Raw genomic sequence first — 24,405 nt, 5'->3', positions numbered from 1 at the left:
GCGCGCTATGCTCGCCAGCTAGGGGAGGCGACGCACCAGCGGCGCCAAGAGAACGTCATTTGTCCACGCAAGCCGACCGTGCGTTACCACAGTCACTCCACGAGGCCGTGCTGAGCACGGCGCTGGTGCGTGCATTGCATGCGTTGCTGCCGGAAAACGCGGTGGTGCAGGTGGGCTGGGATGACCCGCAGCTGGGCCGTGGCCAGGACGGCTGGCCGCAGGACGGCACGGCGGGTGATATCTGGGCTTCTGCCGGCAACCCGGCCGAGGCCAGCCATGGCTGGGAGCACGATGGCGCGCGCCTGCTGCTGTCGGTACAGGGGGCTGCGCCGTCGCCGGCCTGGTGGAGCCTGTCCCGCCAGGCGATGGAACTGGCCCTGCAGCGCGGCCGCCAGGCTGGGCAGATCAAGGCACTGGAGCAGGCCGAACGGCTGCAGCAGGCGCTGTTCCAGATTGCCGACCTGGCCGGTGCCGACCTGGAAATGGGTGAGATGCTGCGCCACGTACACGGCGTCCTGGGCTCGCTGATGTACGCGGAAAACTGCTACATCGTCGAATACGACGATGTGCGCGACCAGATCCGCTTCCTGTATTTCGCCGACCAGGTGGATGATTTCGTGGCCGATCCGTCGGTCAGCCACGATGCCGGGCAGATGCCGCGCAGCCTGACCGTGGCCCTGCTGCGCCAAGGCAAGGCCCTGAGCGGCCCTTCGCGCGAGCTGCTGGCCGAGGCGGTGGCGCAGGAACACGATCCTGAACGCGGGCCGGAAAGCCTGGACTGGCTGGGCGTGCCGATGCTGCGCGATGGCCGCGTCTGTGGCGCCATCGTGGTGCAGAGCTACGAGCAGTCCGCGCTGTATGGCGAGGCCGAGCGGGCCCTGCTGGGTTTCGTTGCCCAGCACGTGCAGACCGCCATGGACCGGCGCCAGGCGCAGGTGCGGCTGGAACAGCAGGTGGAGCGGCGCACCCTGGAACTGCAGCGCGCCAACCGCAGCCTGCAGGACGAAGTGGCCGAACGGCGCCGCGCCGAGCAGCTGCAGACCGCGCTGTACAACATCGCAGAGATGGCGATGTCGGCCGACAGCCTGGCCCAGTTCTACGGCCAGGTGCATGGCGTGGTCGGGCGGCTGCTGGATGCCCGCAATTTCTACATCGCGCTGGTCAATGCGCGTGGCGACGGGCTGGATTTCGTCTATTCGGTGGACGAGCACAATTCCACCCGCGCCCCGCGTGCGTTCAGCCGCGGCCTGACCGAGTACGTGGTGCGCCACCGCCGCCCGCTGCTGGCGTCGCGCGCGCAGATCGATGCGTTGCTGGTGGCCGGCGAGGTGCGCGAATCCGGTGCGCGCTCGCATTGCTGGCTGGGCGTGCCGCTGCTGCGCGACGACGAGGTGGTCGGTGCGATCGTGGTGCAGAGCTATACCGACCAGATCGCCTTCAGCGTGCACGACCAGCGCCTGCTGACCTTCGTGGCGCAGAACATCGGTACCGGTCTGGCCCGCCAGCGCGACCAGCAGCAGCTGCGTTCGGCGCATGCCGAACTGGAAAAGCGCGTGGAAGAGCGCACCCGCGAGCTGGCCGAGGTCAATGACAAGCTGCTGGGGCAGATTGCCGAGCGCCTGCGCGCCGAACAGCGCCTGACCCACCAGGCCATGCACGATGCATTGACCGGCCTGCCCAACCGCCTGCACCTGCTGGATCGCCTGCAGGATGCGTTGGCAATGGCGCGCCGCGAAGGTGGCCCGGTGTTTGCCATGCTGTTCCTGGACCTGGACCGCTTCAAGCTTGTAAACGACAGCATCGGCCATGCCGCCGGTGACCGCATGCTGGTGGAAGTGGCCAAGCGCATCGTGTCGATGACCGGCGATGGTGACGTGGTGGCGCGGCTGGGCGGCGATGAGTTCGCCGTGCTGCTGCAGTGCCCGCAGGGCCTGGCCCAGGCGCTGGATTTCGGCCAGCGTCTGCTGCTGGCCCTGCAGGAATCGATGTGGATCGCCGGGCGCGAGCTGTTCCCCTCCGGCAGTCTCGGCATTGCCCTGTGGAACCCGCACTACCGCACCGGCGAGGAACTGCTGCGCGACGCCGATGCGGCCATGTACCGGGCCAAGGCCCAGGGCCATGACCGCTGCGCCATCTTCGATGAAGACATGCGCGAGCAGGCCATGCGCAGCCTGGATCTGGAAGCGGACCTGCGGCGGGCGATCAACAACCGCGATTTCGTGCCGTTCTACCAGCCCATCGTGCGCCTGTCCGATGGCGAGGTGGTGGGCCACGAGGCGCTGCTGCGCTGGCAGCATGAGCGCCGTGGCCTGCTGCTGCCGGGCGCGTTCCTGGAGCTGGGCGAGGAAAGCGGCCTGATCGAGCAGGTCGACTGGCTCATCTACGAACAGGTCATTGCCGGTCTGGCCGACGGCGGGCGCGGCTACGTGTCGGTGAATGTGTCACCACGACATTTCCGTTCGGCGGATTTCAGTTCGCGCCTGTTCGGCCTGCTGGAAGCCAACGATGCCGACCCGCGGCGGCTGCGCCTGGAAATCACCGAGGTGGCGCTGCTGGACGATGGTCCACATACGCTGCGCATCCTGCAGGGGCTGCGCGAACGTGGCATCCAGGTGCAGCTGGATGATTTCGGTACCGGTTTCTCGGCGCTGTCCTACCTGCACCGGTTCCCGATCAGCACGCTGAAGATCGACCAGAGTTTCATCGCCGGCCTGCACGGCCCGGAAGCGCAGAGCACCCGCGCACTGGTGGAAGGCGTGCTGTCGCTGGCGCGCACGCTGGGCATCGAGACCATCGGCGAGGGCATTGAAACCGAAGCCCAGCGCCAGAGCCTGTTCGAACTGGGCTGCGATTACGGCCAGGGCTACCTGCTGGGGCGGCCGGCGCCGTGGACGCGCGCGGTGGCCTGAGCCACCGCGCAGGTCCCGCGGCATCCGGCCTGGCTCAACGCAGCGCGGCGCGGCGCTTCTCGTCGATCCACTTCGAGGCCTGGGCCGGCTCGTAGGCCTGCATCCAGGCCAGCATTTCATCGATGTCCGAGCCGTACCACAGGTCCTTGCGCTGGTCCGGGTGCAGGAAGCGCTCTTCCACCATGCGGTCGATCATGCCGATCAGCGGGGCGTAGAAGCCATCCACGTCCAGGAACGCGCAGGGCTTGTTGCCGATGCCGAGCTGGCGCCAGGTGAGCATCTCGAAGATTTCTTCCATGGTGCCGAAGCCGCCGGGCAGGGCCACGAAGCCGTCGGACAGGTCGAACATGCGTGACTTGCGCTCGTGCATCGAACCGACGATCTCCAGTTCGGTCAGGCCGCGGTGGGCCACTTCCCAGTCGGCCAGCTGGCGCGGGATCACCCCGGTCACTTCGCCGCCGGCAGCCAGTACGGCATTGGCCACAGTACCCATCAGGCCGACGTTGCCGCCGCCGTAGACCAGGCGCATGCCATCACGGGCGATGCGGTCGCCCAGGGCCATGGCGCGTTCGGTATAGGCCGGCTTGCTGCCAGCGTTGGAGCCACAGTAGACGCAGAGGGACTTCATGGGGGTTCCTGTCTCTTGGTGCGGAAACGAAAACGCCCCGCCGGCAACCGGGTCAGCGGTCGCGGGCGGGGTGTCGGTGGATTATGACGCGCTGGCGCGGATTACGCGGCGGCGGCCTGCTCGCGGCGCGGGCCTTCACGCAGGGCGCGCCCGACCAGGCCCACCAGCAGGTCCAGCTCTTCGCTGTCCATGCCGAAGTGCGGGGTGAAGCGCAGCGAGTTCTCGCCACCGTGGATCACGTTGATGCCGTGCTGGCGCAGCCATTCCTCGGTGGAGCCGGCGCCATAGCACTTGAACTGCGGCGCCAGCTCGCAGGAGAACAGCAGGCCGGTGCCCTGCACCTTGGTGATCAGCCCGCCCAGCTCGCTCTTCAGCTGTTCCAGCTTGCGCACGGCCTCGGCGCCGCGTTCGGCGATGTTGGCGCGCACCTGCGGGGTCAGCTGGGCCAGGGTGGCGCAGGCCACGTCCAGCGCCCGCGGGTTGCTGGTCATGGTGTTGCCGTAGATGCCCTTGCGGTACAGCTGCGCGGCATGCTCGGTCACCGCCAGCACCGACAGCGGGTACTGCGCGGCGTTCAGTGCCTTGGAATAGGTCTCCATGTCCGGCGGGTCCAGGCCTTCGAAGCCCGGGTAATCCACCACAGACAGCACGCCGTGAGCGCGCAGGCCGGCCTGGATCGAGTCCAGCAGCAGCAGGCTGCCGTGGGCGCGGGTCAGCTCGCGGGCCACTGCATAGAAGGCCGGCGGCACCGAACGGCCCGGGTCGCCTTCGCCCATCACCGGCTCCAGGAACACTGCTTCGATGAACCACTGGTTGCGCTCGGCCTCTTCGAACACCTTGCGCAGGCCGGCTTCGTCGTACGGCGCGACGGTAATGACCGAATCCTCGCCACGGTAGCTGGCCAGGTGCTGCTGGTAGCTCTTGCGGCTGGAATCGGAATACAGCGCCGGGCGGTCGGTGCGGCCGTGGAAGCTGCCCTTGATGACCACGCGCTTGATGGTGGCGCCGGCGTGGCGTGCACCCGGGTCGGTCTGCAGCTTGGCGTTGACGTCGGCAATGCGTGCGGCCAGGCCGACCGCTTCCGAACCGGAATTCAGGCACATGAAGCGGGCAAACGGGCAGCCGCCGCGGCGGTGGCCGATCTCCGCGCGCAGGGCGGTGATGAAGCGCTGCTGCGACAGGCTGGGGGTCATGATGTTGGCCATCACCTGCGGCCGCGACATGGCCTCCAGCACGGCGTCGGGGGTGTGGCCGAAGCCGAGCATGCCGTAGCCGCCGGCGTCATACAGCACCGCGCCCTTCAGGGTGACCACCCACGGGCCGCGTGCGGCCAGGGCCACGTACGGGGTCACGGCATCATCGGCATAGAAATTGACGAAGCCGTCCTGCATGGCATCGATCTGCGCCTGTTCGTCCTGTGCCAGCAACGGCCCCAGTTCATCCTGCACGCGCGCGAATTCGGCGGCGGCGGCGTCCACCGCGGCAACCAGCTGCGGGTGGCGCGAGGACAGCGAGGTCAGGGTGGCGTCGTCCAGGCCGGTGGTGATGCGGCTGCCGGGCTGGGCGCGGAGGGGGGCGAGGCGTTCGATGAAGCTCATTGCAGATCTCCTGAAACGATGGGTCGCACGGGCCTTCAAAAAGCAAAACGCGCGTCATCACGCGCGCTGGGGCGGACTCGTGCTGCGGACTTCCTTCCCGATGCTAGCACTTGTTTTTTTGCGCGATAACCCCGCAGAAACCTGCTGCATAGCAGCATTTTGCCCGACGTTCGCCACGAAGCACGCAGGCTCGCAGGCGCTGGCCGTACAATGCGCGCCAATGTCGACCTGTTGCCGCTCACTGCCTTGAAGAAGTCCGATTTCCATTACGACCTGCCGGCTGAACTGATCGCCCAGGCGCCGCTGGCCGAGCGTTCGGCCAGCCGCCTGATGCTGGTGCCGCCGGCCCCGCAGGCCTTCACCGACCTGCAGGTGCGCGACCTGCCGTCGCTGCTGCAGCCCGGCGACCTGCTGGTGTTCAACGACACCCGGGTGATTCCGGCTCGCCTGTTCGGGCAGAAGGCCAGCGGTGGCCGCGTGGAGATCCTGATCGAGCGCCTGCTCGGCGGCCAGCAGGCGCGGGCCCAGGTGGGCGCCAGCAAGTCACCCAAGGCGGGCAGCCGCATCGCCCTGGACGCCGGTGGCGAGGCCGAGGTGCTGGGCCGCGACGGCGAGTTCTACGTGCTGCAGTTCCACGTGCCCGAATCGCTGGAGCAGTGGCTGCTGCATGCCGGCCGCCTGCCGCTGCCGCCGTACATACAGCGCGAGCCCGGCGTGGATGACCGCGAGCGCTACCAGACCGTGTTCGCCCGCGAAGTGGGCGCGGTGGCCGCACCAACCGCCGGCCTGCATTTCGACGAGCCGCTGCTGGCGGCGCTGAAGGCCAAGGGCGTGGACTTCGGCCACGTCACCCTGCACGTCGGTGCCGGCACCTTCCAGCCGGTACGCGCCGATGACCTGAAGGACCACGTGATGCACCGTGAGTGGCTGAACGTGGGCGCCGAACTGGTCCAGCAGGTGCGCCGCACCCGCGAGGCCGGAGGCCGGGTGATCGGCGTGGGCACCACCGTGGTGCGCGCGCTGGAAAGCGCGATGCGCGATGGCGAACTGCTGCCGTTCGCTGGCGAGACCCAGATTTTCATCACCCCGGGCTACCGCATCCGCAGCGTGGACGCGATGGTGACCAACTTCCATCTGCCGGAAAGCACGCTGCTGATGATGATCTCGGCCTTCGCCGGCAAGGATAGGGTGTTCGAGGCCTACCAGCACGCGATCGAGCAGCGCTACCGCTTCTTCAGCTACGGCGATGCGATGCTGCTGTTCCCGCAGGCGGGCTGACGCGCGCTTCATCCACGCATGGCGTGGATCTACTACCGTCCAGTAGATCCACGCCATGCGTGGATGAATCCGTCCAGTAGATCCACGCCATGCGTGGATGAATCCGTCCAGTAGATCCACGCCATGCGTGGATGAATCCGGTACCCCGGCCATCGCCGGCGGATCTCGCCGCCGGGCAGGGCCCGGCGCTACCGGAGCAGGGAAGGCGGTTTTGGGAGACAATAGGCGACTATTTGCCTGAACGACCGCTCCATGTCCCGATTGCAGTTCCAGCTCCAGACCCGCGACGGCCGTGCCCGTCGTGGCCGCCTGACCTTCCCGCGTGGCACGGTGGAAACGCCGGCCTTCATGCCGGTGGGAACCTATGGCTCGGTCAAGGGCATCCTGCCGGACCAGGTGCGTGCGCTTGGCGCCGAGATCATCCTCGGCAACACCTTCCACCTGTACCTGCGGCCGGGCCTGGACATCATCGCCGACCACGGCGGCCTGCACGGTTTCTGCCGCTGGGATGGCCCGATCCTGACCGACTCCGGCGGTTTCCAGGTGTTTTCGCTGGCCCACCGCCGCAAGATCACCGAGCAGGGCGTGACCTTCGCCTCGCCCACCGACGGCGCCCGCGTGTTCCTGGGCCCGGAAGAGAGCATGAAGATCCAGAAAGTGCTCGATTCGGACGTGGTGATGATCTTCGACGAGTGCACCCCGTACCCGGCCACCGAGGACGTCGCCCGCCGTTCGATGGAGCTGAGCCTGCGCTGGGCCCAGCGCAGCCGCAACGCGCATGACGAACTGGGCAATGACGCGGCCCTGTTCGGCATTGTCCAGGGTGGCGTGCACACCGACCTGCGCAGCCGCTCGGCCGAGGCCCTGCAGGCGATTGGCTTTGACGGTTATGCCATTGGCGGGCTGGCCGTGGGCGAGCCGGAGCACGAGCGCAACGCCATGCTCGACCACCTGGACCCGGAGCTGCCGACCGACCGCCCCCGCTACCTGATGGGCGTGGGCCGGCCGGAGGACCTGGTCGAGGGTGTCGCCCGTGGCGTGGACATGTTCGACTGCGTGATGCCCACCCGCAACGCCCGCAACGGCCACTATTTCACCTCGTTCGGCACCGTACGCATCCGCAACTCCCAGTACGCCCGGGACATGGACCCCATCGAGCCGGGCTGCGGCTGCGTGGCCTGCACCGGCGGCTACACCCGCTCCTACCTGCGCCACCTGGACCGCTGCAACGAGATGCTGGCGCCGATGCTGGGCACCCTGCACAACCTGTTCTATTACGAAAAACTGATGGCCGACATCCGTGCGGCCATCGAGGCGGGAACCTTCCAGGCCTTCCGCGAGTCCTTCTACGCAGCACGCGGGGCGGTTGCGCCGCCCCTGTAACCCCGCAGCACCCCTGCCGAACGGCCCAAGGACGAACGTCCGGGGCCGTGGCATACTTCAAGGCTGACCCAGATCCGCGGTCGACACCCTGTGCCCGTCAAACGGGCCTGAGCGCCGCCCAACCAAAGGACCAACGATGAACCTGCTTGCTTTCCTGATTCCCGCCGCACACGCCCAGGCCGCCGGCGGCCAACCGCAGGGCATGGGCCTGACCACGCTGCTGTTCCCGATCATCCTGATCGCCATCATGTACTTCCTGATGATCCGCCCGCAGATGAAGCGGCAGAAGGAGCACAAGGCCATGCTGGAGAAGATCAAGCGCGGTGACGAAGTGCTGACCAACGGCGGCATCGCCGGCGTGGTCACCGACATCGGCGACAACTTCATCACCATCGAAGTGGCTGACAACGTGCGCATCCGCGTGCAGAAGGGCGCTGTCGGCAACGTGCTGCCGGCCGGTACCCTGAAGTCGGCCCAGTAAGCCACTCCCTTTCCGATGCACAACCGCGGCGCCGGGGATGGCGCCGCGCGGGAACCCAAGCAATGCTCGAATTTCCACGCTGGAAGTACGTCGTCATCCTGATCGTACTGGCGCTCAGTACCCTGTACGCGCTGCCCAACATCTACCAGAAGGACCCGGCCGTCCAGATCACCGCCAACCGTGGCGGAACGGTCGACGACGCGCTGCGCGACCGTGTGCTTGCCGACCTGAAGAAGGCCGGCATCAGCCCGATCGGCGCCGAAAAGGAAGGCGAAAGCCTGATCGTCCGCCTGCCGGACCTGAAGTCCCAGTCCGCGGCCAGCGATGCGCTGCGTGACACCGTGGGCGAGAACTACACGGTGGCCCTGAACCTGGCCTCGACCGTGCCGGACTGGCTGGCCAAGCTGGGCGGTCGCCCGATGGTGCTGGGCCTGGATCTGCAGGGCGGCGTGCACTTCGTGCTGCAGGTCGACCAGAAGGCTGCGCTGGACAAGCGTCTGGACGCCTACACCGAAGACGTGCGCAGCACCCTGCGCGACGCGCGCATTCCGTACCAGTCGGTGGAACGCCGCGCCGATAACTCCATCGTGGCCAACCTGAGCCCGTCGGCCGGTGACGACGCCGCCAGCAACGCCCGTGCGGCGCTGGTCAAGTCGCAGCCGACCCTGGGTTATGACGTCAGCGGCAGCCGCATCACGGTGACCATCCCGGATGCGGAGATCACCCAGATCGCCAACGGCGCCATCGAGCAGAACATCAACACCCTGCGCAACCGTGTGAACCAGCTGGGCGTGGCCGAGCCGATCATCCAGCGCCAGGGCGCCGACCGCGTGGTGGTACAGCTGCCGGGCGTGCAGGACACCGCCGAAGCCAAGCGCATGATCGGTGCGACCGCCACCCTGGAATACCGGGCGGTGGTTGAAGGCAACGCGCAGGACGCCATCACCTCCGGCCGCATCCCGCCGGAAGCCAAGGTCTACCAGCAGCGTGACGGCCGCGGCCCGATCCTGCTGAACAAGCGCGTGATCGTCACCGGCGACCAGATGGTCGGCGCGCAGGCGGTGAACGACTCCACCAGCGGTGCCCCGGCCGTCAGCGTGACGTTGAACAACGTCGGCGGCCAGCGCATGTTCGACTTCACCAGTGCCAACGTGAACAAGCCGATGGCCGTGGTCTACACCGAGCGCGTGCCGACCGTGACCGTGGTTGACGGCCAGGAAGTGCGTGGCTTCAAGGTCAACGAGGAAGTGATCTCGGTGGCCAACATCAACGGCGTGTTCGGCAAGAACTTCCAGACCACCGGTCTGCAGAAGAAGGAAGCCGAGGACCTGGCCAAGCTGCTGAAGTCCGGCTCGCTGGCCGCGCCGATGGACTTCGTGGAAGAGCGCGTGGTCGGCCCGAGCCTGGGTGCTGAGAACGTCAAGAACGGTATCACCGCGGTGGTCTACGCGTTCCTGTTCACCCTGGTGTTCTTCACCATCTACTACCGCATGTTCGGTCTGATCACCTCGATCGCGATGCTGTTCAACCTGCTGATCGTGGTGGCGGTGATGTCGCTGTTCGGCGCGACCATGACCCTGCCGGGCTTCGCCGGCCTGGCGTTGTCGGTCGGCCTGTCGGTGGACGCCAACGTGCTGATCAACGAACGTATCCGTGAAGAGCTGCGTGCCGGTGTGCCGGGCAAGACCGCCATCGTGACCGGTTATGACCGTGCGTCGGGCACCATCCTCGACGCCAACCTGACCGGCCTGATCGTCGGCGTGGCCCTGTTCGCGTTCGGTACAGGTCCGCTGAAGGGCTTCGCCCTGACCATGATCATCGGTATCTTCGCCTCGATGTTCACCGCGATCACCGTGTCGCGCGCACTGGCGACGCTGATCTATGGCCGTCGCAAGAAGCTCCAGAACGTGGCCATCTGACGGGACGACACGCACATGAAAATTTTTCCGCTGCACATCCTCCCGAACGATACCCAGATCGACTTCATGCGCTGGCGCCATGTCGCGATGGTCGTCACGATCATCGTGTTCCTGGCATCGATCGGCATCATCGGCTTCAAGGGCTTCAACTACGCCCTGGACTTCACCGGCGGCACCCTGATCGAAGCTCGCTTCGATCACGCGGTGGACGTCGAGCAGGTCCGCACCAAGCTCGAGGACAATGGCTTTGAAGGCGCCCAGGTGCAGAGCGTCGGTGGCAACACCGATCTGCTGATCCGCCTGGCCCCGCACGGTGAGCACGCCCCGGGTACCGGTGCGGCCGCCGCCGAGGACAAGGCCACCGCTGCGGCGGTGGTCAAGGCGCTGTCCACGGCTGACAACCAGGCCACCGTGCTGCGCAACGAATTCGTTGGCCCGCAGATCGGCAAGGACCTGGCGATGAATGGTCTGTACGCCACCATCTTCATGCTGGCCGGCTTCCTGATCTACATCGCCGTGCGCTTCGAATGGAAGTTCGCGGTCACCGCCAGCATCGTGGCCATGTTCGACCTGATCGTGACGGTGGCTTACGTGTCCCTGCTGGGCCGTGAGTTCGACCTGACCGTGCTGGCCGGCCTGCTGTCGGTGATGGGTTTTGCGATCAACGACATCATCGTGGTGTTCGACCGCGTGCGTGAGAACTTCCGCAGCCTGCGTGCAGAGCCGATGGAAGTGCTGAACCGTTCGATCAACCAGACGCTGTCGCGTACGGTGATCACGGCGGTGATGTTCTTCCTGTCCGCGCTTGCCCTGTACATGTACGGCGGCAGCTCGATGGAAGGCCTGGCCGAGACGCACATGATTGGCGCGGTGATCGTGGTGCTGTCCTCGATCCTGGTGGCGGTGCCGATGTTGACCATCGGCGCGCTGCGGGTGAGCAAGCAGGATCTGCTGCCCAAGGCTAAGGACGTCGAAGCCCTGGCGCGTCGCCCGTAAGCTTCCGCGTTTCAGGCAGCACACAGAGAACCCCGCGCAAGCGGGGTTTTTTGTTGGCAGGGCTTGCAGCCCTGGTACGCGTCATCGCATGCGCGCTGTCGCTCCCACGCTTCGCTGCGCGAACCGTGGGCCCCACTTACCAGCTCCCAGACCCCCGCCGCTTCGCGGCCGCCCCCTGACTCAGGGGGCTTTGCCCCAGACCGGTTCCGCACGGCTGTTGGTGGGTGCCGACCGTTGGTCGGCACATCTGTCAGATACCGAATGAATCCATCCACGCATGGCGTGGATCTACCGTGTCGACCTTGGTCGACACGACTTTTCTGTCAGATATCGATATCCGACCCCGGGCCGACCAACGGTCGGCACCCACCAGAGCATGACGCCGTTCCGGCAGATCGCCGAGAACTGTCGAAGGCGGGGTGGGTCCGGTTGAGGGGGCGTGAGCCGCATGGATGCGGCGACCGAGCTTACATGGAGGTACTTGCAGCGTCCCCCTCAACCGGACCCACCCCGCCAACCCTCAGGACCCCAGCTTTTGACGTTGACGTTGCTTCGGCTTCCAGCAGGTGCAGGGCTGCAAGCCCTGCAAAGACAAACCCCACCCTACGCCAGCGTCGGTTGTGCAATCTTCCCCCGCGCACTACGATCCTGCGGTTCGCGCGCGCCTGCGCGCGCCCGTACTCCTGCTGAGCGCCCCGTGCGCCGCATCTGCCAACCCGAGGTATCCATGGTCATCAAACCGCGCGTCCGCGGCTTCATCTGCGTCACCACCCATCCGACCGGCTGCGAGGCCGCGGTCAAGCAGCAGATCGACTACATCCGCGCGCGTCCGCCCATCCAGAACGGGCCCAAGCGCGTGCTGGTCATCGGCGCTTCCACCGGTTACGGCCTGGCGGCGCGCATCACCGCCGCCTTCGGCAGCGGCGCGGCGACCCTGGGTATCTTCTTTGAACGCCCGGGCAGCGAAACCAAGCCGGGCACCGCCGGCTGGTACAACTCCGCCGCGTTCCACAAGTACGCCGACGAAGCCGGCCTGTACGCCAAGAGCATCAACGGCGATGCCTTCTCCGATGAAGTGAAGGCCAAGACCATCGAAATGATCAAGGCCGATCTGGGCCAGGTCGACCAGGTCGTCTACAGCCTGGCTGCGCCGCGCCGCAAGCACCCGAAGACCGGTGAAATCATCAGCTCCACGCTGAAGCCGATCGGCGAGCCGATCGTCCTGCGCGGCCTGGATACCGACAAGGAAGTGCTGACCGAGACCCACCTGCAGCCGGCCACGGCTGAAGAAATCGCCGGTACCGTTGCGGTCATGGGTGGCGAAGACTGGCAGATGTGGATCGATGCGCTGTCCGAGGCCGGCGTGCTGGCCAACGGCTGCACCACCACTGCCTTCACGTACGTGGGCGAGGAAATCACCCAGGCCATCTACTGGAACGGGTCGATCGGCGCGGCCAAGAAGGACCTGGACGACAAGGTGCTGGGCCTGCGCGCGAAGCTGGCCAAGATTGGCGGCGATGCCCGCGTGTCGGTGCTCAAGGCCGTGGTCACCCAGGCCAGCTCGGCCATTCCGACCATGCCGCTGTACCTGTCGCTGCTGTTCAAGGTGATGAAGGCGCAGGGTACCCACGAAGGCTGCATCGAGCAGCTCGACGTGCTGTACGACATCCTCTACGGCGGCAAGGCCGATGGCGTGGCCGTCGACCGCCTGCGCCACGACCTGGTCGATGGCCAGGGCCGCAGCATCGCGCTGGTTGACGAGGAAGGCCGCCTGCGCGCCGACTACAAGGAAATGGCCCCGGAAGTGCAGGGCAAGGTGCTGGAACTGTGGCCGCAGGTGACCAACGAGAACCTGTACGAGATCAGCGATCTGGCCGGTTACAAGGCCGACTTCCTGCGTCTGTTCGGTTTCGGCGTGGAAGGCGTGGACTACGAGGCCGACGTCAACCCGGACGTCAGGATCGACAACCTGGTCGACCTGACCTGAGGCAACAAACGGTAGCGCCGGGCCATGCCCGGCGGATGCCGTGAATGCCGCTACGCTCGCCGGGCACGGCCCGGCGCTACCTGCGTGTCAGGTGGTAGTGCCGGCCGCTGGCCGGCATCAGCCGATTCAGCCGAAATCGAAGTTCATCGACGGCAGTGCCGGGCCGACGAAGTCGCCCTGCACATAGTCAACGCCTGCACTGAACAGCAGGGTCATCGAATTGGCGTCGCTGACGAACTCGGCGATGGTGCGGATGCCCGCTTCCTGCGCGCGCGCGGTGATCTGGCTGATGCGATCCGCGTTCTCGCGGGTGGCAGCCAGATCGTTGGTGAAGCCGCGGTCCAGCTTCAGGAACTGCGGCTGGAAGTGGGCCAGCAGCTGGAACGAGTCCAGCCCCGAGCCGAACTGCTCCAGGCCGATCCGGCAGCCCAGCGGTGCGACGTCGGCCAGGAACTGCTGGGCCGTGCGCAGGTGGGTGAACACCTTGGCTTCCGGCGCATGCAGCCACAGCCGTTCGCCCGGCACGCCCTGCGCCTGCAGCTGCTGGCGAAGGGTGTCGATCATCTTCGGGTCGTCGAAGGATTCGGGTGTGACCTTGACCAGCACCTGGGTGGGATGGCCCTCGCGTGCACGCGCGCCCAGCACGCTGATCGCCTGCGACACCACCCAGCGGTTGATGTCGCCCAGCAGGCCATGCTCTTCGGCAATGCCGAGGAAGGCGGTAGGGCTGAGCAGCTCGCCGTTGTGCTCCAGCCGCAGGTAGGCCTCGTACAGCTCCAGCGGTTCGCCCTGCAGGTTCAGCACCGGCTGGTAGTGCAGCTGGAAGCCATCGCCGGCCAGGGCCTCGCGGATGCGTGACACCCAGCGCTGCACCCGCTCTTCCTCCACCCGGTCCACGGCGGCCGGATCGAAGATGCGCGAGGTGTTGCCCAGGGCCGCCGCAGCCTGCGTGCATTCGCTGGCGCGCGCCAGCACCTGGCCGATGCTGGCGATCTTCTCGCCCACCTGCACGCCGCCGATGCTGACGGTGACGGTGGCCGAGCGCGCGCCGATGCTGAAGACGTGCGCGGCGAAGCCTTCGCGGATGCGCTCGGCCAGATCGACGGTCTGTGCGTAGGCGCCGGAGTGCAGCACGGCAAAGCTGTGTTCACCGAAGCGCGCCATCTGCGCGTCGTCGCCCACCACCTCGGCCAGCAGCGCAGCCATCGCTCCGATCAGGGTGTCGGCCGATGCCAGGCCGATATCCGGAATCAGGCGGGCGTAGTGGTCCGGCTCGATCAGCAGCAGGCCGAACTGGCCTTCGCTGCGCCCGGCCTGGGCCACCGCATCCTCGACCTGCAGCATGAAGGTGGGGCGGTTGAGCAGGCCGGTGACCTGGTCGCGCTGGCGCAGGTCCTCCACTTCGCGCGCCAGTTCGGGGTCCAGTTCCAGGCGGCGGCGGAGCACCACCTGCAGGCAGGATTCGCCTTCGTAGGTGGCGGCGGTGAATTCCATGGTGGCCGGGAACCCGCTTCCATCCTGGTGGCGGGCATCCAGCTGGTATTGCGGGGGCGGTGCTTCGCCACGGCTGAGCGACTTCAGCAGCTGCTTGAAGTCGTCCACGTGCTGGGCGGCCACCATGTCCAGCAGCGAGATGCCTTCGATATCGTCGAAGTCCTCGTAGCCGAACATCTCCAGGTAGGCATCGTTGGCACGGATGTGCATGCCTTCATGGACGTAGGCGATGGGATCGCGCGAGGAGGCGATCAGTGCGTCGCAGCGGCGCTCGGTCTCGCGCATCTGCGCTTCGATGCGGCGCAGGCCACGGCGTGCCTGCAGGTCGACCCACTGGTCGCGGACCACGGCCAGCAGGTGTTCGTTGCGCTGGCGCAGGGCCAGGGCGCGCACGCCGTTGCTGCTGGCCTGGACCAGCTCGTCCTCGTCGATGCGGTCGGCCAGCAGCACCAGCGGGATGTCCTTGCCGCTGGCGGCGATGTGCTGGGCCACCAGCGGCAGGGGAATGCCCTGCGACGGCGAGGCCAGCACCAGGTCGATGGCCTGGCTGGCCAGCACCTGCGACAGTTCGGCCGAATCCTGCGGGCGCCACGGGCGCACGGCGATGCCGCTGTTGCGCAGGGTGCTGACGATGGCTTCGGCGTTTTCGCCGCTGTCATCGACAATCAGCAGGCGGATGGTGATGTCGTTCGCGTTCTGCATGCACTGCTCCCCAATCTGCGAACCTAGATACACGATGCGCGGCGGCCCGTCCATGCGCGCACCCCTTGCGTGGCTGGAACGGCGATGCGGTTCACACCACGCTGCCGGCGGCGTGGCCGCTGGCCCAGGCCCACTGGAAGTTGTAGCCACCCAGCCAGCCGGTCACGTCCAGCACTTCGCCCACGAAGTGCAGGCCGGGCACGCGCTTGGATTCCATCGTGGCCGACGACACCTCATCGGTGTCCACGCCGCCCAGGGTCACCTCGGCGGTGCGGTAGCCCTCGGTGCCGCTGGCCACCAGCGGGAACGCGCCCAGTACCTGCGCGGCCTGGCGAAGGACCGGCTCGTCCAGCTGGCGCACCGGGCGGTCCGGCAGCCAGTGTTCGCACAGGCGCTGGGCCAGCCGCTTGGGCAGCACCTCGGCCAGCACCGTGCGCAGCTCGGCGGCGGGGCGGTCGCGCTTCATCTGGCGCAGCCACTCGCCGGCGTCCTGGCCGGGCAGCAGGTCCAGTTCCAGCGTATCGCCGGGTTGCCAGAACGAGGAGATCTGCAGGATGGCCGGGCCGCTGACGCCGCGGTGGGTCAGCAGCATGAAGTTCTGGAAGGCCTTGCCGTTGCAGCGTGCCTCGATCGGCAGGGCCACGCCGCTCAGCTCGGCCCAGCGTTCCTGGTGCTTGCCGCTCAGCGTCAGCGGCACCAGGCCGGCGCGGGTAGGCAGCACCTGGTGGCCGAACTGGCGGGCGAGTTCGTAGCCGAAACCGCTTGCGCCCATGCTGGGAATCGACAGGCCGCCGGTGGCCACCACCAGCGAGGCGCAATGGAACAGGCCGTGGGTGGTATGCACGCGGAAGCCATCGGCAGCGTGCTCGACGCGCTGCACGCTGCAGTCGGTGCGGATCTGCACGCCTGCGGCCTGGCATTCATCCACCAGCATCTTCACGATCAGCTTGGAGGACACATCGCAGAACAGCTGGCCCAGTTCTTTTTCGTGATAGGCGATGCGGTGCTTTTCAACCAGCTCGATGAAGTGCCACGGCGAGTAGCGCGCCAGGGCCGACTTGCAGAAGTGCGGGTTGGCCGACAGGAAGTTGGCCGGGGTGGTGCCGGTGTTGGTGAAATTGCAGCGGCCACCCCCGGACATCAGGATCTTCTTGCCGATCTTGTTGGCGTGGTCGATCACCTGCACATGGCGGCCACGCTGGCCAGCGGTGATGGCGGTCATCAGCCCGGCTGCGCCGGCGCCGATGACCAGCACGTCGCAGCGGATCGTGCTCATGCCTTGGCGCGCTTGCGCCAGTTCGGAATGATGTCGAGCTGGATCTGGTCGTTGAGGATCTGCACCTCACCGTCCTGGATCAGCACGCTGAAGCGCATGGCGCGCTGGATCTGCTGGCCCCACTGTTCAACGAAGGCGCCATCCAGGTCGACCACCGACAGGTTGTCGAAGCGGGCCAGGCCCTTGCCCTGCTTGGTCCACCAGATTTCCGAGGCGTTGCCGCCGTAGTTCACCACCTGCACCTGGCGGCTGCGGTTGCAGGCCTTGCGGATGCGCGATTCATCGGGATGGCCAAGGTCGATCCACTGCAGGATGTCGCCGGTGTAATCGTGGTTCCACAGGTCCGGTTCGTCATCGGTGCTCAGGCCGCGGCCGAATTCCAGCCGGTCATCGGCGTTGAGCGCGAACGCGAGCAGGCGCACCATCAGGCGTTCGTCGGTTTCCGACGGGTGCTGGGCCAGGGTCAGGTTGTGAGTCGCGTAGTAGCCGCGATCCATGTCGCTGATCTGCAACTCGGCCTTGCGGATGGTGGCGGTGAGAGCCATGGGGAATCCGTGGACTAAAGACGACAATGATAGAGGTTTGCTGCTGGGGTGTCCGTGGCCGGGGTGTCTGCCGCGCGTCAACGGTGGCACTCTGGCGGCGCTTCCCGGCCTGCAGCGACCCCAATGACCCGTTCCCGCATCCGCCGCCTGCACATTGCCGGCGCCGACTTCGTCTGCAGCGTGCGTGCATCCACGTCCGCCACGGCGCCCGGTGGCGTGGTGTTTTCCGCCTATGCGACGGGCCATCGCCTGCGATTGCACTTCACCGGTAGCCCCGGGCAGGGCCGGTTGGCCGGCGATGCCGGGCTGGACCACGGCAGCCTGCGCACTGCCGATGGCCGCTGGATCAACCTGCACCGGCCCGCGGTGATGCGTGCGCTGGTGTTGGCCGGGCTGGCGCGGGCCGGGGCAGCGGGCGCGGCAGCAGAACTGGACGGCTGGCGCGTGCTGGATGCGGCCACGCTGCCCGATGCGGAGCCGGACGCGCCATGACGCGGCCCAGCCGCCTGCAGCTGCCGCCGGGGCAGTGGCCGAGCCTGCTCGACGGGCTGTGCGCGCGCTTCCCGCGCATCGGCCGCGATCAATGGATGGACCGTTTCGCGCGCGGCCGCGTGCAGGACGCGCAGGGCAGGGCGCTGGCAGCGGACCTGCCCTGGCAGGTGGGGTTGGAGATCCTGTACTTCCGTGAGGTTCACGACGAACCGAGCATTCCGTTCAGCGAGACCGTGCTGTACCAGGATGCGCACCTGCTGGTGGCGGACAAACCGCACCATCTGCCGGTCACTCCGGCCGGCGGCTACGTGCGCGAAACCCTGCTGGCACGCCTGGTGGCCCGTACGGGCAACGCCGATCTGGTGCCGCTGCACCGGTTGGACCGGCTGACCGCCGGGCTGGTGCTGTTCTCGCAGCGACCGGATTCGCGTGACGCCTACCAGCGGCTGTTCCGCGAGCGGCGCATCGACAAGACCTACGAAGCGCTGGCGCCGGCCATGCCGGACCAGCAGTTCCCGCTGCAGCGGTTGAGCCGCATCGTGGCAGGCGAACCGTTCTTCCGCATGGCCGAAGCACCGGGCGAGCCGAACGCACGCACCCGGGTGGAGGTGATCGCAGCCGATGGAGCGGTCTGGCACTACCGGCTGCACCCGGACACCGGGCGCAAGCACCAGCTGCGGGTGCATATGGCGGCGCTGGGCGCGCCGATCCTGGGCGACGACCTGTACCCGCAGCTGCGGCCGGCGGCCGATGCGCTGCAGGCGCCGCCGCTGCAGCTGCTGGCACGGGCCCTGGCGTTCCGGGACCCGCTGAGCGGGGTGTGGCGCGAATTCAGCAGCGAGCGCTCGCTGCAGCTGCCGGCAGGCGCCGACCGGGCGTGATCAGCGCGGTTTGACCCGGGCCAGCCAGCGGTCCAGCTCGGCGGCAAACAGCTGGCGGTCGCGCGGGCCCAGGGGCAGCGGGCCGCCGGTCTGCACGCCGGCCCCGCGCAGTTCTTCCATGAAATTGCGCATCGACAGCCGCTCGGCCATGTTGTTGGCGGTGTACAGCTGGCCGCGCGGGTTCAGGGCGATGGCGTTCTTCTCCAGCACCAGGGCGGCCAACGGGATGTCCTGGGTCACCACCAGGTCGCCTGCGGCGACCCGTTCGACAATGGCGCTGTCGGCCACGTCCAGGCCCTGCGGCACCTGGATGGAGCGCAGCCAGCGCGAGGGTGGGGTGCGGATCCACTGGTTGGCGACCAGGGTCAGCTCCAGCCCGACCCGCTCGGCGGCGCGGAAAAGGATGTCGCGAATGACAGTGGGGCAGGCGTCTGCATCGACCCAAATGCGCGGCAGGCCATGTTCAGCTTGGGTTTCAGCTTCAGTCATCTACCCAGTGTAGGGTAGGAAAAACCTGAATGGGGACTCGGGTTTAGCCTCGATCGGCTGCCAGCCCTTGTCACGCCTAGCGGGCCGGGGGATGCCGCTGAATGCCGGGGCTATCGCTTTTTCCAGAAAACCCGCGTATCGTTCGACCCACTGTGTTTGCTAGGGTCACCGTGAATCGTGGCCTGGTGCAGTTGATCTCACGATCTGCTCATCGATCCGCTTTACCAACGCCTGCAACTCAGTCTCGGCCCCGATTCCCGGTGGCTGCGATTTATCACAATGTGTTTCAGGAGTTAGTAAAATGTCTGATCGTCAGAGCGGCACCGTCAAGTGGTTCAACGACGCCAAGGGCTTCGGCTTCATCACCCCGGAAAGCGGCCCGGACCTGTTCGTGCACTTCCGTGCCATCCAGGGCACCGGCTTCAAGACCCTGCAGGAAGGCCAGAAGGTTACCTTCATCGCCGTCCAGGGCCAGAAGGGTATGCAGGCTGACCAGGTGCAGGCGGTCTAATCCGTCTGCTACCGTTGGGTAGCCAGAAACGCCGGAAGCGAAAGCTTCCGGCGTTTTTTATTGCCTGCCGTTCTGTAGCGTCGAGCCATGCTCGACTGTCTTTTGAAAGTAGTCGAGCATGGCTCGACTCTACAAAGGGCATGCAGCCGTCGCGGTAGGATGTGGGCCTCCCCAAGGATCACCTTCATGCGCATCGTCCACCATCTGGAAAACTCCCGTTCCCTGCGTGTGCTGTGGATGCTGGAAGAACTGGGGCTGGACTACGAGTTGCGGCGCTACCCGCGCGATCCGAAGACGCTGCTGGCGCCGCCGGAGCTGCGCCAGGTGCATCCGCTGGGCAAGTCGCCGGTGCTGCAGGACGGCGATCTGGTGCTGGCCGAATCCGGTGCCATCCTGGATTACCTGGTCGACCGCTACGACAGCGCGCGCCAGTTTTCGCCTTCGCCGGTGCCGGTGGATGGCGCCGAACGCGTCGCCTACCGCTACTGGCTGCATTACGCCGAAGGTTCGGCGATGCCGCCGCTGCTGCTTACCCTGGTCATCAACCGCATCCGCAGTGCGCCGATGCCGTTCTTCGCCCGGCCGATCGCCCGCAGCATCGCCGACAAGGCCGAGCGCGGCTTCATCGGCCCGCAGCGTCAGCTGCACCTGGGCTGGATGGAGCGCCGCCTGAGCGAGAGCCCGTGGTTTGCCGGCGAGCGCTTCACCGCGGCCGACATCCAGATGAGCTTCCCGATCCAGGCGGCTGCGGCCCGCGGTGGCGGCCTGGACGACAAGCCGGCGCTGCGCGGCTTCCTCAAGCGCATCGGCGAGCGTGCCGCCTATCAGCGCGCGGAAGCCCATGGCGGGGCGCTGCAGGCCCTGCGCGGCGATTGAGGAGCGGGCCTGGCGCCCCCATCCTGCAGGCATGGATACCACCGCCCCCCGTTTCGACAACCGCCTGCTGGCCGCCCTGCCGGGCGACCTGGAAACCGGCCCGCGCCGGCGTGAAGTGCGCGGCGCTGCCTGGTCATCGGTGATGCCGACCCCGGTCGCCGCGCCGGCCCTGCTGGCCTGGTCGCCGGCAGTGGCCGCGCTGCTCGGCTTCGATGCCGACGACGTGCAGGACCCGGACTTTGCCCAGGTGTTCGGCGGCAACGCGCTGTACGCGGGCATGCAGCCGTGGGCTGCCAACTACGGTGGCCATCAGTTCGGGCACTGGGCCGGGCAGCTGGGCGATGGCCGTGCGATTTCGCTGGGCGAACTGGTGGCGCCCGATGGCCTCCACTGGGAGCTGCAGCTGAAGGGTGCCGGCCCGACCCCGTATTCGCGCGGCGCCGATGGCCGTGCCGTGCTGCGCTCGTCCATCCGCGAGTTCCTGTGCAGCGAAGCGATGCACCACCTGGGCGTGCCGACCACGCGCGCCCTGTCGCTGGTCGGTACCGGCGAAGACGTGGTGCGCGACATGTTCTACGACGGCCACCCGCGCGCCGAGCCCGGCGCCATCGTGTGCCGCGTCGCCCCCTCGTTCATCCGTTTTGGCACGTTCGAACTGCCGGCTTCCCGCGGCGAGACAACCCTGCTCAAGCAGCTGGCCGACGCCTGCATCGCCCGCGATTTCCCCGGACTGCAGGGCGAAGGGGAAGCCCTGTATGGCGACTGGTTCGCGCAGATTGCCGTGCGCACTGCCGAACTGATGGCGCACTGGATGCGCGTCGGTTTCGTGCACGGGGTGATGAACACCGACAACCTGTCCGTGCTGGGCCTGACCATCGACTACGGTCCCTACGGCTGGGTGGAAGACTTCGATCCCGACTGGACGCCCAACACCACCGACGCCCAGGGCCGCCGTTACCGCTTCGGCACCCAGCCGCAGGTGGCGTACTGGAACCTCAACCGGCTTGCGCAGGCGTTGTCGCCGTTGTTCGCCGACGTGGAGCCGCTGCAGGCGGGGCTGGCGGCATTCCAGTCCACCTTCGTCGCCTGCACCCGCCGCGATGCTGCAGCCAAGCTGGGCCTGGCCGCCGCCGACGATGAGGATCTGCAGCTCTACCTGCGCTGGCAGCAGCTGCTGCAGGAGGGGGGCATGGACATGACCCTGGCCTGGCGCGCGCTGATGCGGGTGGATGCAGCCGCGCCGGAGGCCGCTGTGTTTGATGCGGTGTATTACGACGAGGCGCGGCAGCAAGCGGTCCAGGTCCCGTTGCAGCAGTGGCTGCAGGACTACACCGCGCGGCTGCGTGCGGATCCGTTGTCGGCGCAGGAGCGCCTGGCGAAGATGGCCGCCGCCAACCCGTTGTATGTGCTGCGCAACTGGCTGGCGAAGGAAGCGATCGACCGGGCGGAGCAGGGCGACCTGGGTGGCGTGCATGCGCTGCAGGAGGTGCTGCGTGACCCGTACACGGAGCGGCCGGGGTTGGAGCACTATGCCGGCAAGCGGCCGGCGTGGGCGGATCACCGGGCAGGCTGCTCGATGCTTTCGTGCAGTTCGTAGGGGGTGTTTTGCAGGGCTTGCAGCCCTGCACCCGCTCACTGCAACGGCAACGTCAAAAGCTGGGTATCCGTGGGATGGCGGGGTGGGTCCGGTTGAGGGGGGCGCTGCAAGTACGTCCCTGTAAGCTCGGTCGCCGCATCCATGCGGCTCACGCCCCCTCAACCGGACCCACCCCGCCTTCGACAGTTTCCCGCGATCTGTCGGACATGCTCTTGGGGTGGGTGCCGACCGTTGGTCGGCACTTGGTTGGATATCCAGGTCTGACAGATGTGTCGACCGAGGTCGACACCTACCAACAGCGCTGTTGCCAGTAGATCCACGCCATGCGTGGATGAATTCATTCGATGTCTGACAGATGTGTCGACCAAGGTCGACACCTACCAACAGCCGCGCGCAGCAACAGTCGCAGTTACCGACAGCCGCAGGAATCTGTCAGAGGTGGGGCGGTGTGGGTGGGCAGGACCGCAGGCGCCATGGATGGCGCCTACGAGCCCCCATGGACGGGTTTACGGCGTGTCCTGCCCACCCACACCGCCCCGCCATCCCACGGAAATCCAGCTTTTGACGTTGCAGTCGCCGTTGCCGTTGCATTGAGCAGGTGCAGGGCTGCAAGCCCTGCAAAGCCCCCCCTACAACGATGGTATTACCCGTTCAGTGCGATATTCGCACGCACAGTCGATTACCGCACTTGAATGGTGCAGTGCGATAAACCTAATTTCACTCCCGCAGTTTCATAGCAGTCCAAGCGATCCACCCCTGGCGGGGCGAGGGCAGCAGCCGGTCCGGTGCTGAAGCCAGGTGCAGGGGAAGACCGCAGGATTTCCCTTCACCTGTGCGGAGTGCTTGCATGCGCCGTCGTCTGTCCGTTGTTTCCCTGTCCCTGCTTGCCGTGCTGCCGTCACTGGCGCTGGCCTACCAGGCCGAACCGCCGCGCGAGGCCCTGCAGGTGCTGCGCGTGGACCGCTACGCCGACGACGCCAATGCCGGCTCGCTGCGCTGGGCCATCACCACCGCCAACGCGGCGCCGGGCCGCTACCGCATCGAGATCGATGCCGTCGGCACCGCGCCCTACGTCATCAAGCCGGCGGCGCCGCTGCCGGAGATCAAGGGCCCGGTGCAGATCGTCGGCACGCCCTGGGCGCGCGATGGCCAGTACGTCGCCATCGACGGTTCGGCCTATGTCACCGGCACCGGCACCGATGCCTGCCCGGGCGCGGAACCGGGCCAGTCCGGCACCAACGTGCGAACCACCACGCTGCCCGGCCTGGTCCTGCGCGATACCCGGGGCGTGGAGCTGGCCGGCCTGGAGATCCGCAACTTCTGCATCGGCGTGCTGGTCAACCGCTCCAGCCACAACGAGATCCATGACAACCGCATCGTCGCCAACAAGGGCGGCGCCGGCATCATGCTCACCGGCGACGATGGCAAGGGCCAGTCCACCGCCACCACCACCGTGCACAACCGCATCGTGCGCAACGAATTCCTCGACAACGGCGACGGCCTGGAACTGACCCGTGGCGCGGCCTGGAACCTGGTGGCCGACAACCTGTTCCAGTCTACCCGCGCCAATCCGGAACCCTCGCAGGGCATCGAGATCCTGTGGGGCAATGACAACAGCGTGGTCCACAACCGCTTCGTCGATTACTCCGATGGCCTGCAGATCAACTGGGGCAACCGCAACTACATCGCGGCCAATACCTTCACCGGCAATTCGCTGGGCCTGAGCATCACCGGCAGTGGCAACGTGGTCGATGGCAACACCATCACCGGCAATGGCATCGGCATCGGCGTGCGCCCGCAGCCGGTCAGTGCGCCGAACCGCTTCACCGCCAACCGCATTTACGGCAATGGTCTGCCGATCGAGCGCTGTGAGGCCGGCGGCGCCTGCGTGAAGGGCCAGCCGCGCGGTGCCATCGTGTTCGGTGTGCCGGGCCTGGAGCACGCCAGCTTCGTCGGCTCGCGCGGCCGTGGCGTCGACAACGATCCATCCAAGCGTGCGCGCATCTGCACCGCGGCCGGTCAGGCCGACTGCCAGCCGCTGCCGAATCTCGGCCAGGCCGCACCGCAACTGATCGCCGTGCAGGGCAAGGGCGCGCAGCGCCAGCTCAACGGCCGTTTCCACGGGGCGCCGGATTCCCGCTACCAGGTGGAAGTGTTCGGCAACCGTGCCGCCAACGGCACCGAGGCCGAGCGGGTGCTGGGCAGCGTCGAGGCCCACACCGATGCGCAGGGGCAGGGCCGCTTCACCTTCCCGCTCGGGGCCGGGGCCGATGCTGGCGCTGCCAACAGCCTGACCGCCACGGTCACCTCGGCGCAGGGCGCCACCTCTCCCCTGAGCGCGCCGCTGTCGCTGCGCTGATCAC

At 67.2% G+C, this 24,405-nt stretch carries 19 protein-coding genes; 13 read left to right on the top strand and 6 right to left on the bottom strand.

Translation table 11 applies throughout. From position 1 onward, the window contains the following. The first annotated feature begins 107 nt into the window (after positions 1–107). Complete coding sequence (locus ACM2ZB_RS06165) at positions 108–2,909, top strand: EAL domain-containing protein (RefSeq protein WP_416058626.1); 2,802 nt, start codon at positions 108–110, stop codon at positions 2,907–2,909. A 34-nt stretch (positions 2,910–2,943) separates the two neighbouring features. Here ACM2ZB_RS06165 and ACM2ZB_RS06160 read toward each other — a convergent pair whose 3' ends face one another. Then, a complete protein-coding gene (locus ACM2ZB_RS06160; protein WP_313439570.1) occupies positions 2,944–3,537 on the bottom strand; it encodes a TIGR00730 family Rossman fold protein in 594 nt (197 codons plus the stop codon). A 101-nt stretch (positions 3,538–3,638) separates the two neighbouring features. Continuing rightward, positions 3,639–5,135 carry an aminotransferase class III-fold pyridoxal phosphate-dependent enzyme gene (locus tag ACM2ZB_RS06155; protein ID WP_313439573.1) on the bottom strand — a complete coding sequence of 499 codons (1,497 nt, stop codon included), beginning with the start codon at positions 5,133–5,135 and terminating at the stop codon, positions 3,639–3,641. Between the two features lie 210 nt (positions 5,136–5,345). On the opposite strand from ACM2ZB_RS06155, the gene queA reads away from it, so the two are divergent. The 6 genes from queA to fabV all read left to right on the top strand — a co-directional run bounded on the left by queA (position 5,346) and on the right by fabV (position 13,179). After that, positions 5,346–6,413: a tRNA preQ1(34) S-adenosylmethionine ribosyltransferase-isomerase QueA gene (queA, locus tag ACM2ZB_RS06150; protein WP_416057864.1), complete on the top strand. Its 1,068-nt coding sequence runs from the start codon at positions 5,346–5,348 to the stop codon at positions 6,411–6,413. 252 nt (positions 6,414–6,665) lie between these two features. Beyond that, positions 6,666–7,796 carry a tRNA guanosine(34) transglycosylase Tgt gene (tgt, locus tag ACM2ZB_RS06145; RefSeq protein ID WP_313439579.1) on the top strand — a complete coding sequence of 377 codons (1,131 nt, stop codon included), beginning with the start codon at positions 6,666–6,668 and terminating at the stop codon, positions 7,794–7,796. A gap of 136 nt (positions 7,797–7,932) precedes the next feature. Continuing rightward, complete coding sequence (yajC, locus tag ACM2ZB_RS06140; protein WP_057498089.1) at positions 7,933–8,277, top strand: preprotein translocase subunit YajC; 345 nt, start codon at positions 7,933–7,935, stop codon at positions 8,275–8,277. Between the two features lie 62 nt (positions 8,278–8,339). Then, complete coding sequence (secD, locus tag ACM2ZB_RS06135) at positions 8,340–10,196, top strand: protein translocase subunit SecD (protein WP_416057863.1); 1,857 nt, start codon at positions 8,340–8,342, stop codon at positions 10,194–10,196. A gap of 15 nt (positions 10,197–10,211) precedes the next feature. Beyond that, complete coding sequence (gene secF / locus ACM2ZB_RS06130; protein ID WP_416057862.1) at positions 10,212–11,192, top strand: protein translocase subunit SecF; 981 nt, start codon at positions 10,212–10,214, stop codon at positions 11,190–11,192. 727 nt (positions 11,193–11,919) lie between these two features. Next, the gene (gene fabV, locus ACM2ZB_RS06125; protein ID WP_313439588.1) at positions 11,920–13,179 is read left to right on the top strand and encodes an enoyl-ACP reductase FabV; all 1,260 of its coding nucleotides are present in this window, start codon (positions 11,920–11,922) and stop codon (positions 13,177–13,179) included. A gap of 126 nt (positions 13,180–13,305) precedes the next feature. Here fabV and ACM2ZB_RS06120 read toward each other — a convergent pair whose 3' ends face one another. The 3 genes from ACM2ZB_RS06120 to ACM2ZB_RS06110 all read right to left on the bottom strand — a co-directional run bounded on the left by ACM2ZB_RS06120 (position 13,306) and on the right by ACM2ZB_RS06110 (position 17,196). Beyond that, on the bottom strand, positions 13,306–15,375 hold the full coding sequence (locus ACM2ZB_RS06120; protein ID WP_416057861.1) for an EAL domain-containing protein: 2,070 nt from the start codon (positions 15,373–15,375) through the stop codon (positions 13,306–13,308). A gap of 91 nt (positions 15,376–15,466) precedes the next feature. Continuing rightward, complete coding sequence (locus tag ACM2ZB_RS06115) at positions 15,467–16,651, bottom strand: NAD(P)/FAD-dependent oxidoreductase (protein ID WP_416057860.1); 1,185 nt, start codon at positions 16,649–16,651, stop codon at positions 15,467–15,469. After that, positions 16,648–17,196: a YaeQ family protein gene (locus tag ACM2ZB_RS06110; RefSeq protein ID WP_416057859.1), complete on the bottom strand. Its 549-nt coding sequence runs from the start codon at positions 17,194–17,196 to the stop codon at positions 16,648–16,650. Before ACM2ZB_RS06110 ends, ACM2ZB_RS06115 begins: the two co-directional genes overlap by 4 nt. A gap of 123 nt (positions 17,197–17,319) precedes the next feature. On the opposite strand from ACM2ZB_RS06110, the gene ACM2ZB_RS06105 reads away from it, so the two are divergent. Next, on the top strand, positions 17,320–17,688 hold the full coding sequence (locus ACM2ZB_RS06105; RefSeq protein ID WP_416057858.1) for a hypothetical protein: 369 nt from the start codon (positions 17,320–17,322) through the stop codon (positions 17,686–17,688). After that, positions 17,685–18,569, top strand: a complete 885-nt coding sequence (locus tag ACM2ZB_RS06100) for a pseudouridine synthase (RefSeq protein ID WP_416057857.1) — start codon at positions 17,685–17,687, stop codon at positions 18,567–18,569. Before ACM2ZB_RS06105 ends, ACM2ZB_RS06100 begins: the two co-directional genes overlap by 4 nt. On the opposite strand, the gene ACM2ZB_RS06095 is transcribed toward ACM2ZB_RS06100, so the two are convergent. Continuing rightward, positions 18,570–19,058, bottom strand: coding sequence for a YaiI/YqxD family protein (locus ACM2ZB_RS06095; RefSeq protein ID WP_416057856.1), 489 nt, complete (start codon positions 19,056–19,058; stop codon positions 18,570–18,572). A 301-nt stretch (positions 19,059–19,359) separates the two neighbouring features. Here ACM2ZB_RS06095 and ACM2ZB_RS06090 point away from each other — a divergent pair, with 301 nt between their 5' ends. The 4 genes from ACM2ZB_RS06090 (at position 19,360) to ACM2ZB_RS06075 (ending at position 24,401) form a co-directional block, all read left to right on the top strand. Further along, positions 19,360–19,569 carry a cold-shock protein gene (locus tag ACM2ZB_RS06090; RefSeq protein WP_313439608.1) on the top strand — a complete coding sequence of 70 codons (210 nt, stop codon included), beginning with the start codon at positions 19,360–19,362 and terminating at the stop codon, positions 19,567–19,569. Between the two features lie 186 nt (positions 19,570–19,755). Then, positions 19,756–20,445, top strand: coding sequence for a glutathione S-transferase (locus ACM2ZB_RS06085; protein WP_313439610.1), 690 nt, complete (start codon positions 19,756–19,758; stop codon positions 20,443–20,445). A 31-nt stretch (positions 20,446–20,476) separates the two neighbouring features. Then, positions 20,477–22,042: a protein adenylyltransferase SelO gene (locus tag ACM2ZB_RS06080; RefSeq protein WP_416057855.1), complete on the top strand. Its 1,566-nt coding sequence runs from the start codon at positions 20,477–20,479 to the stop codon at positions 22,040–22,042. Positions 22,043–22,889: 847 nt separating this feature from the next. Next, complete coding sequence (locus ACM2ZB_RS06075; protein ID WP_416057854.1) at positions 22,890–24,401, top strand: nitrous oxide reductase family maturation protein NosD; 1,512 nt, start codon at positions 22,890–22,892, stop codon at positions 24,399–24,401. Positions 24,402–24,405 lie beyond the last annotated feature (4 nt).

Origin of the sequence: Stenotrophomonas maltophilia, from assembly GCF_047782825.1 — a bacterium.
Lineage (GTDB): Bacteria > Pseudomonadota > Gammaproteobacteria > Xanthomonadales > Xanthomonadaceae > Stenotrophomonas.
The sequence above is the reverse complement of the archived record's forward strand: the minus strand, read 5'-3'. Positions and strand labels throughout refer to the sequence as shown.

Bases quoted from the DNA above. Each gene is read 5' to 3' on its own strand.
- fabV (WP_313439588.1), top strand. From the start codon at position 11,920: ATGGTCATCAAACCGCGCGTCCGCGGCTTCATCTGCGTCACCACCCAT.
- ACM2ZB_RS06090 (WP_313439608.1), top strand. From the start codon at position 19,360: ATGTCTGATCGTCAGAGCGGCACCGTCAAGTGGTTCAACGACGCCAAG.
- ACM2ZB_RS06075 (WP_416057854.1), top strand. From the start codon at position 22,890: ATGCGCCGTCGTCTGTCCGTTGTTTCCCTGTCCCTGCTTGCCGTGCTG.
- ACM2ZB_RS06080 (WP_416057855.1), top strand. From the start codon at position 20,477: ATGGATACCACCGCCCCCCGTTTCGACAACCGCCTGCTGGCCGCCCTG.
- secD (WP_416057863.1), top strand. From the start codon at position 8,340: ATGCTCGAATTTCCACGCTGGAAGTACGTCGTCATCCTGATCGTACTG.
- ACM2ZB_RS06100 (WP_416057857.1), top strand. From the start codon at position 17,685: ATGACGCGGCCCAGCCGCCTGCAGCTGCCGCCGGGGCAGTGGCCGAGC.
- ACM2ZB_RS06095 (WP_416057856.1), bottom strand. From the start codon at position 19,058: ATGACTGAAGCTGAAACCCAAGCTGAACATGGCCTGCCGCGCATTTGG.
- ACM2ZB_RS06160 (WP_313439570.1), bottom strand. From the start codon at position 3,537: ATGAAGTCCCTCTGCGTCTACTGTGGCTCCAACGCTGGCAGCAAGCCG.
- ACM2ZB_RS06115 (WP_416057860.1), bottom strand. From the start codon at position 16,651: ATGAGCACGATCCGCTGCGACGTGCTGGTCATCGGCGCCGGCGCAGCC.
- ACM2ZB_RS06105 (WP_416057858.1), top strand. From the start codon at position 17,320: ATGACCCGTTCCCGCATCCGCCGCCTGCACATTGCCGGCGCCGACTTC.
- ACM2ZB_RS06120 (WP_416057861.1), bottom strand. From the start codon at position 15,375: ATGCAGAACGCGAACGACATCACCATCCGCCTGCTGATTGTCGATGAC.
- secF (WP_416057862.1), top strand. From the start codon at position 10,212: ATGAAAATTTTTCCGCTGCACATCCTCCCGAACGATACCCAGATCGAC.
- tgt (WP_313439579.1), top strand. From the start codon at position 6,666: ATGTCCCGATTGCAGTTCCAGCTCCAGACCCGCGACGGCCGTGCCCGT.
- queA (WP_416057864.1), top strand. From the start codon at position 5,346: ATGCGCGCCAATGTCGACCTGTTGCCGCTCACTGCCTTGAAGAAGTCC.
- ACM2ZB_RS06110 (WP_416057859.1), bottom strand. From the start codon at position 17,196: ATGGCTCTCACCGCCACCATCCGCAAGGCCGAGTTGCAGATCAGCGAC.
- ACM2ZB_RS06155 (WP_313439573.1), bottom strand. From the start codon at position 5,135: ATGAGCTTCATCGAACGCCTCGCCCCCCTCCGCGCCCAGCCCGGCAGC.
- yajC (WP_057498089.1), top strand. From the start codon at position 7,933: ATGAACCTGCTTGCTTTCCTGATTCCCGCCGCACACGCCCAGGCCGCC.
- ACM2ZB_RS06085 (WP_313439610.1), top strand. From the start codon at position 19,756: ATGCGCATCGTCCACCATCTGGAAAACTCCCGTTCCCTGCGTGTGCTG.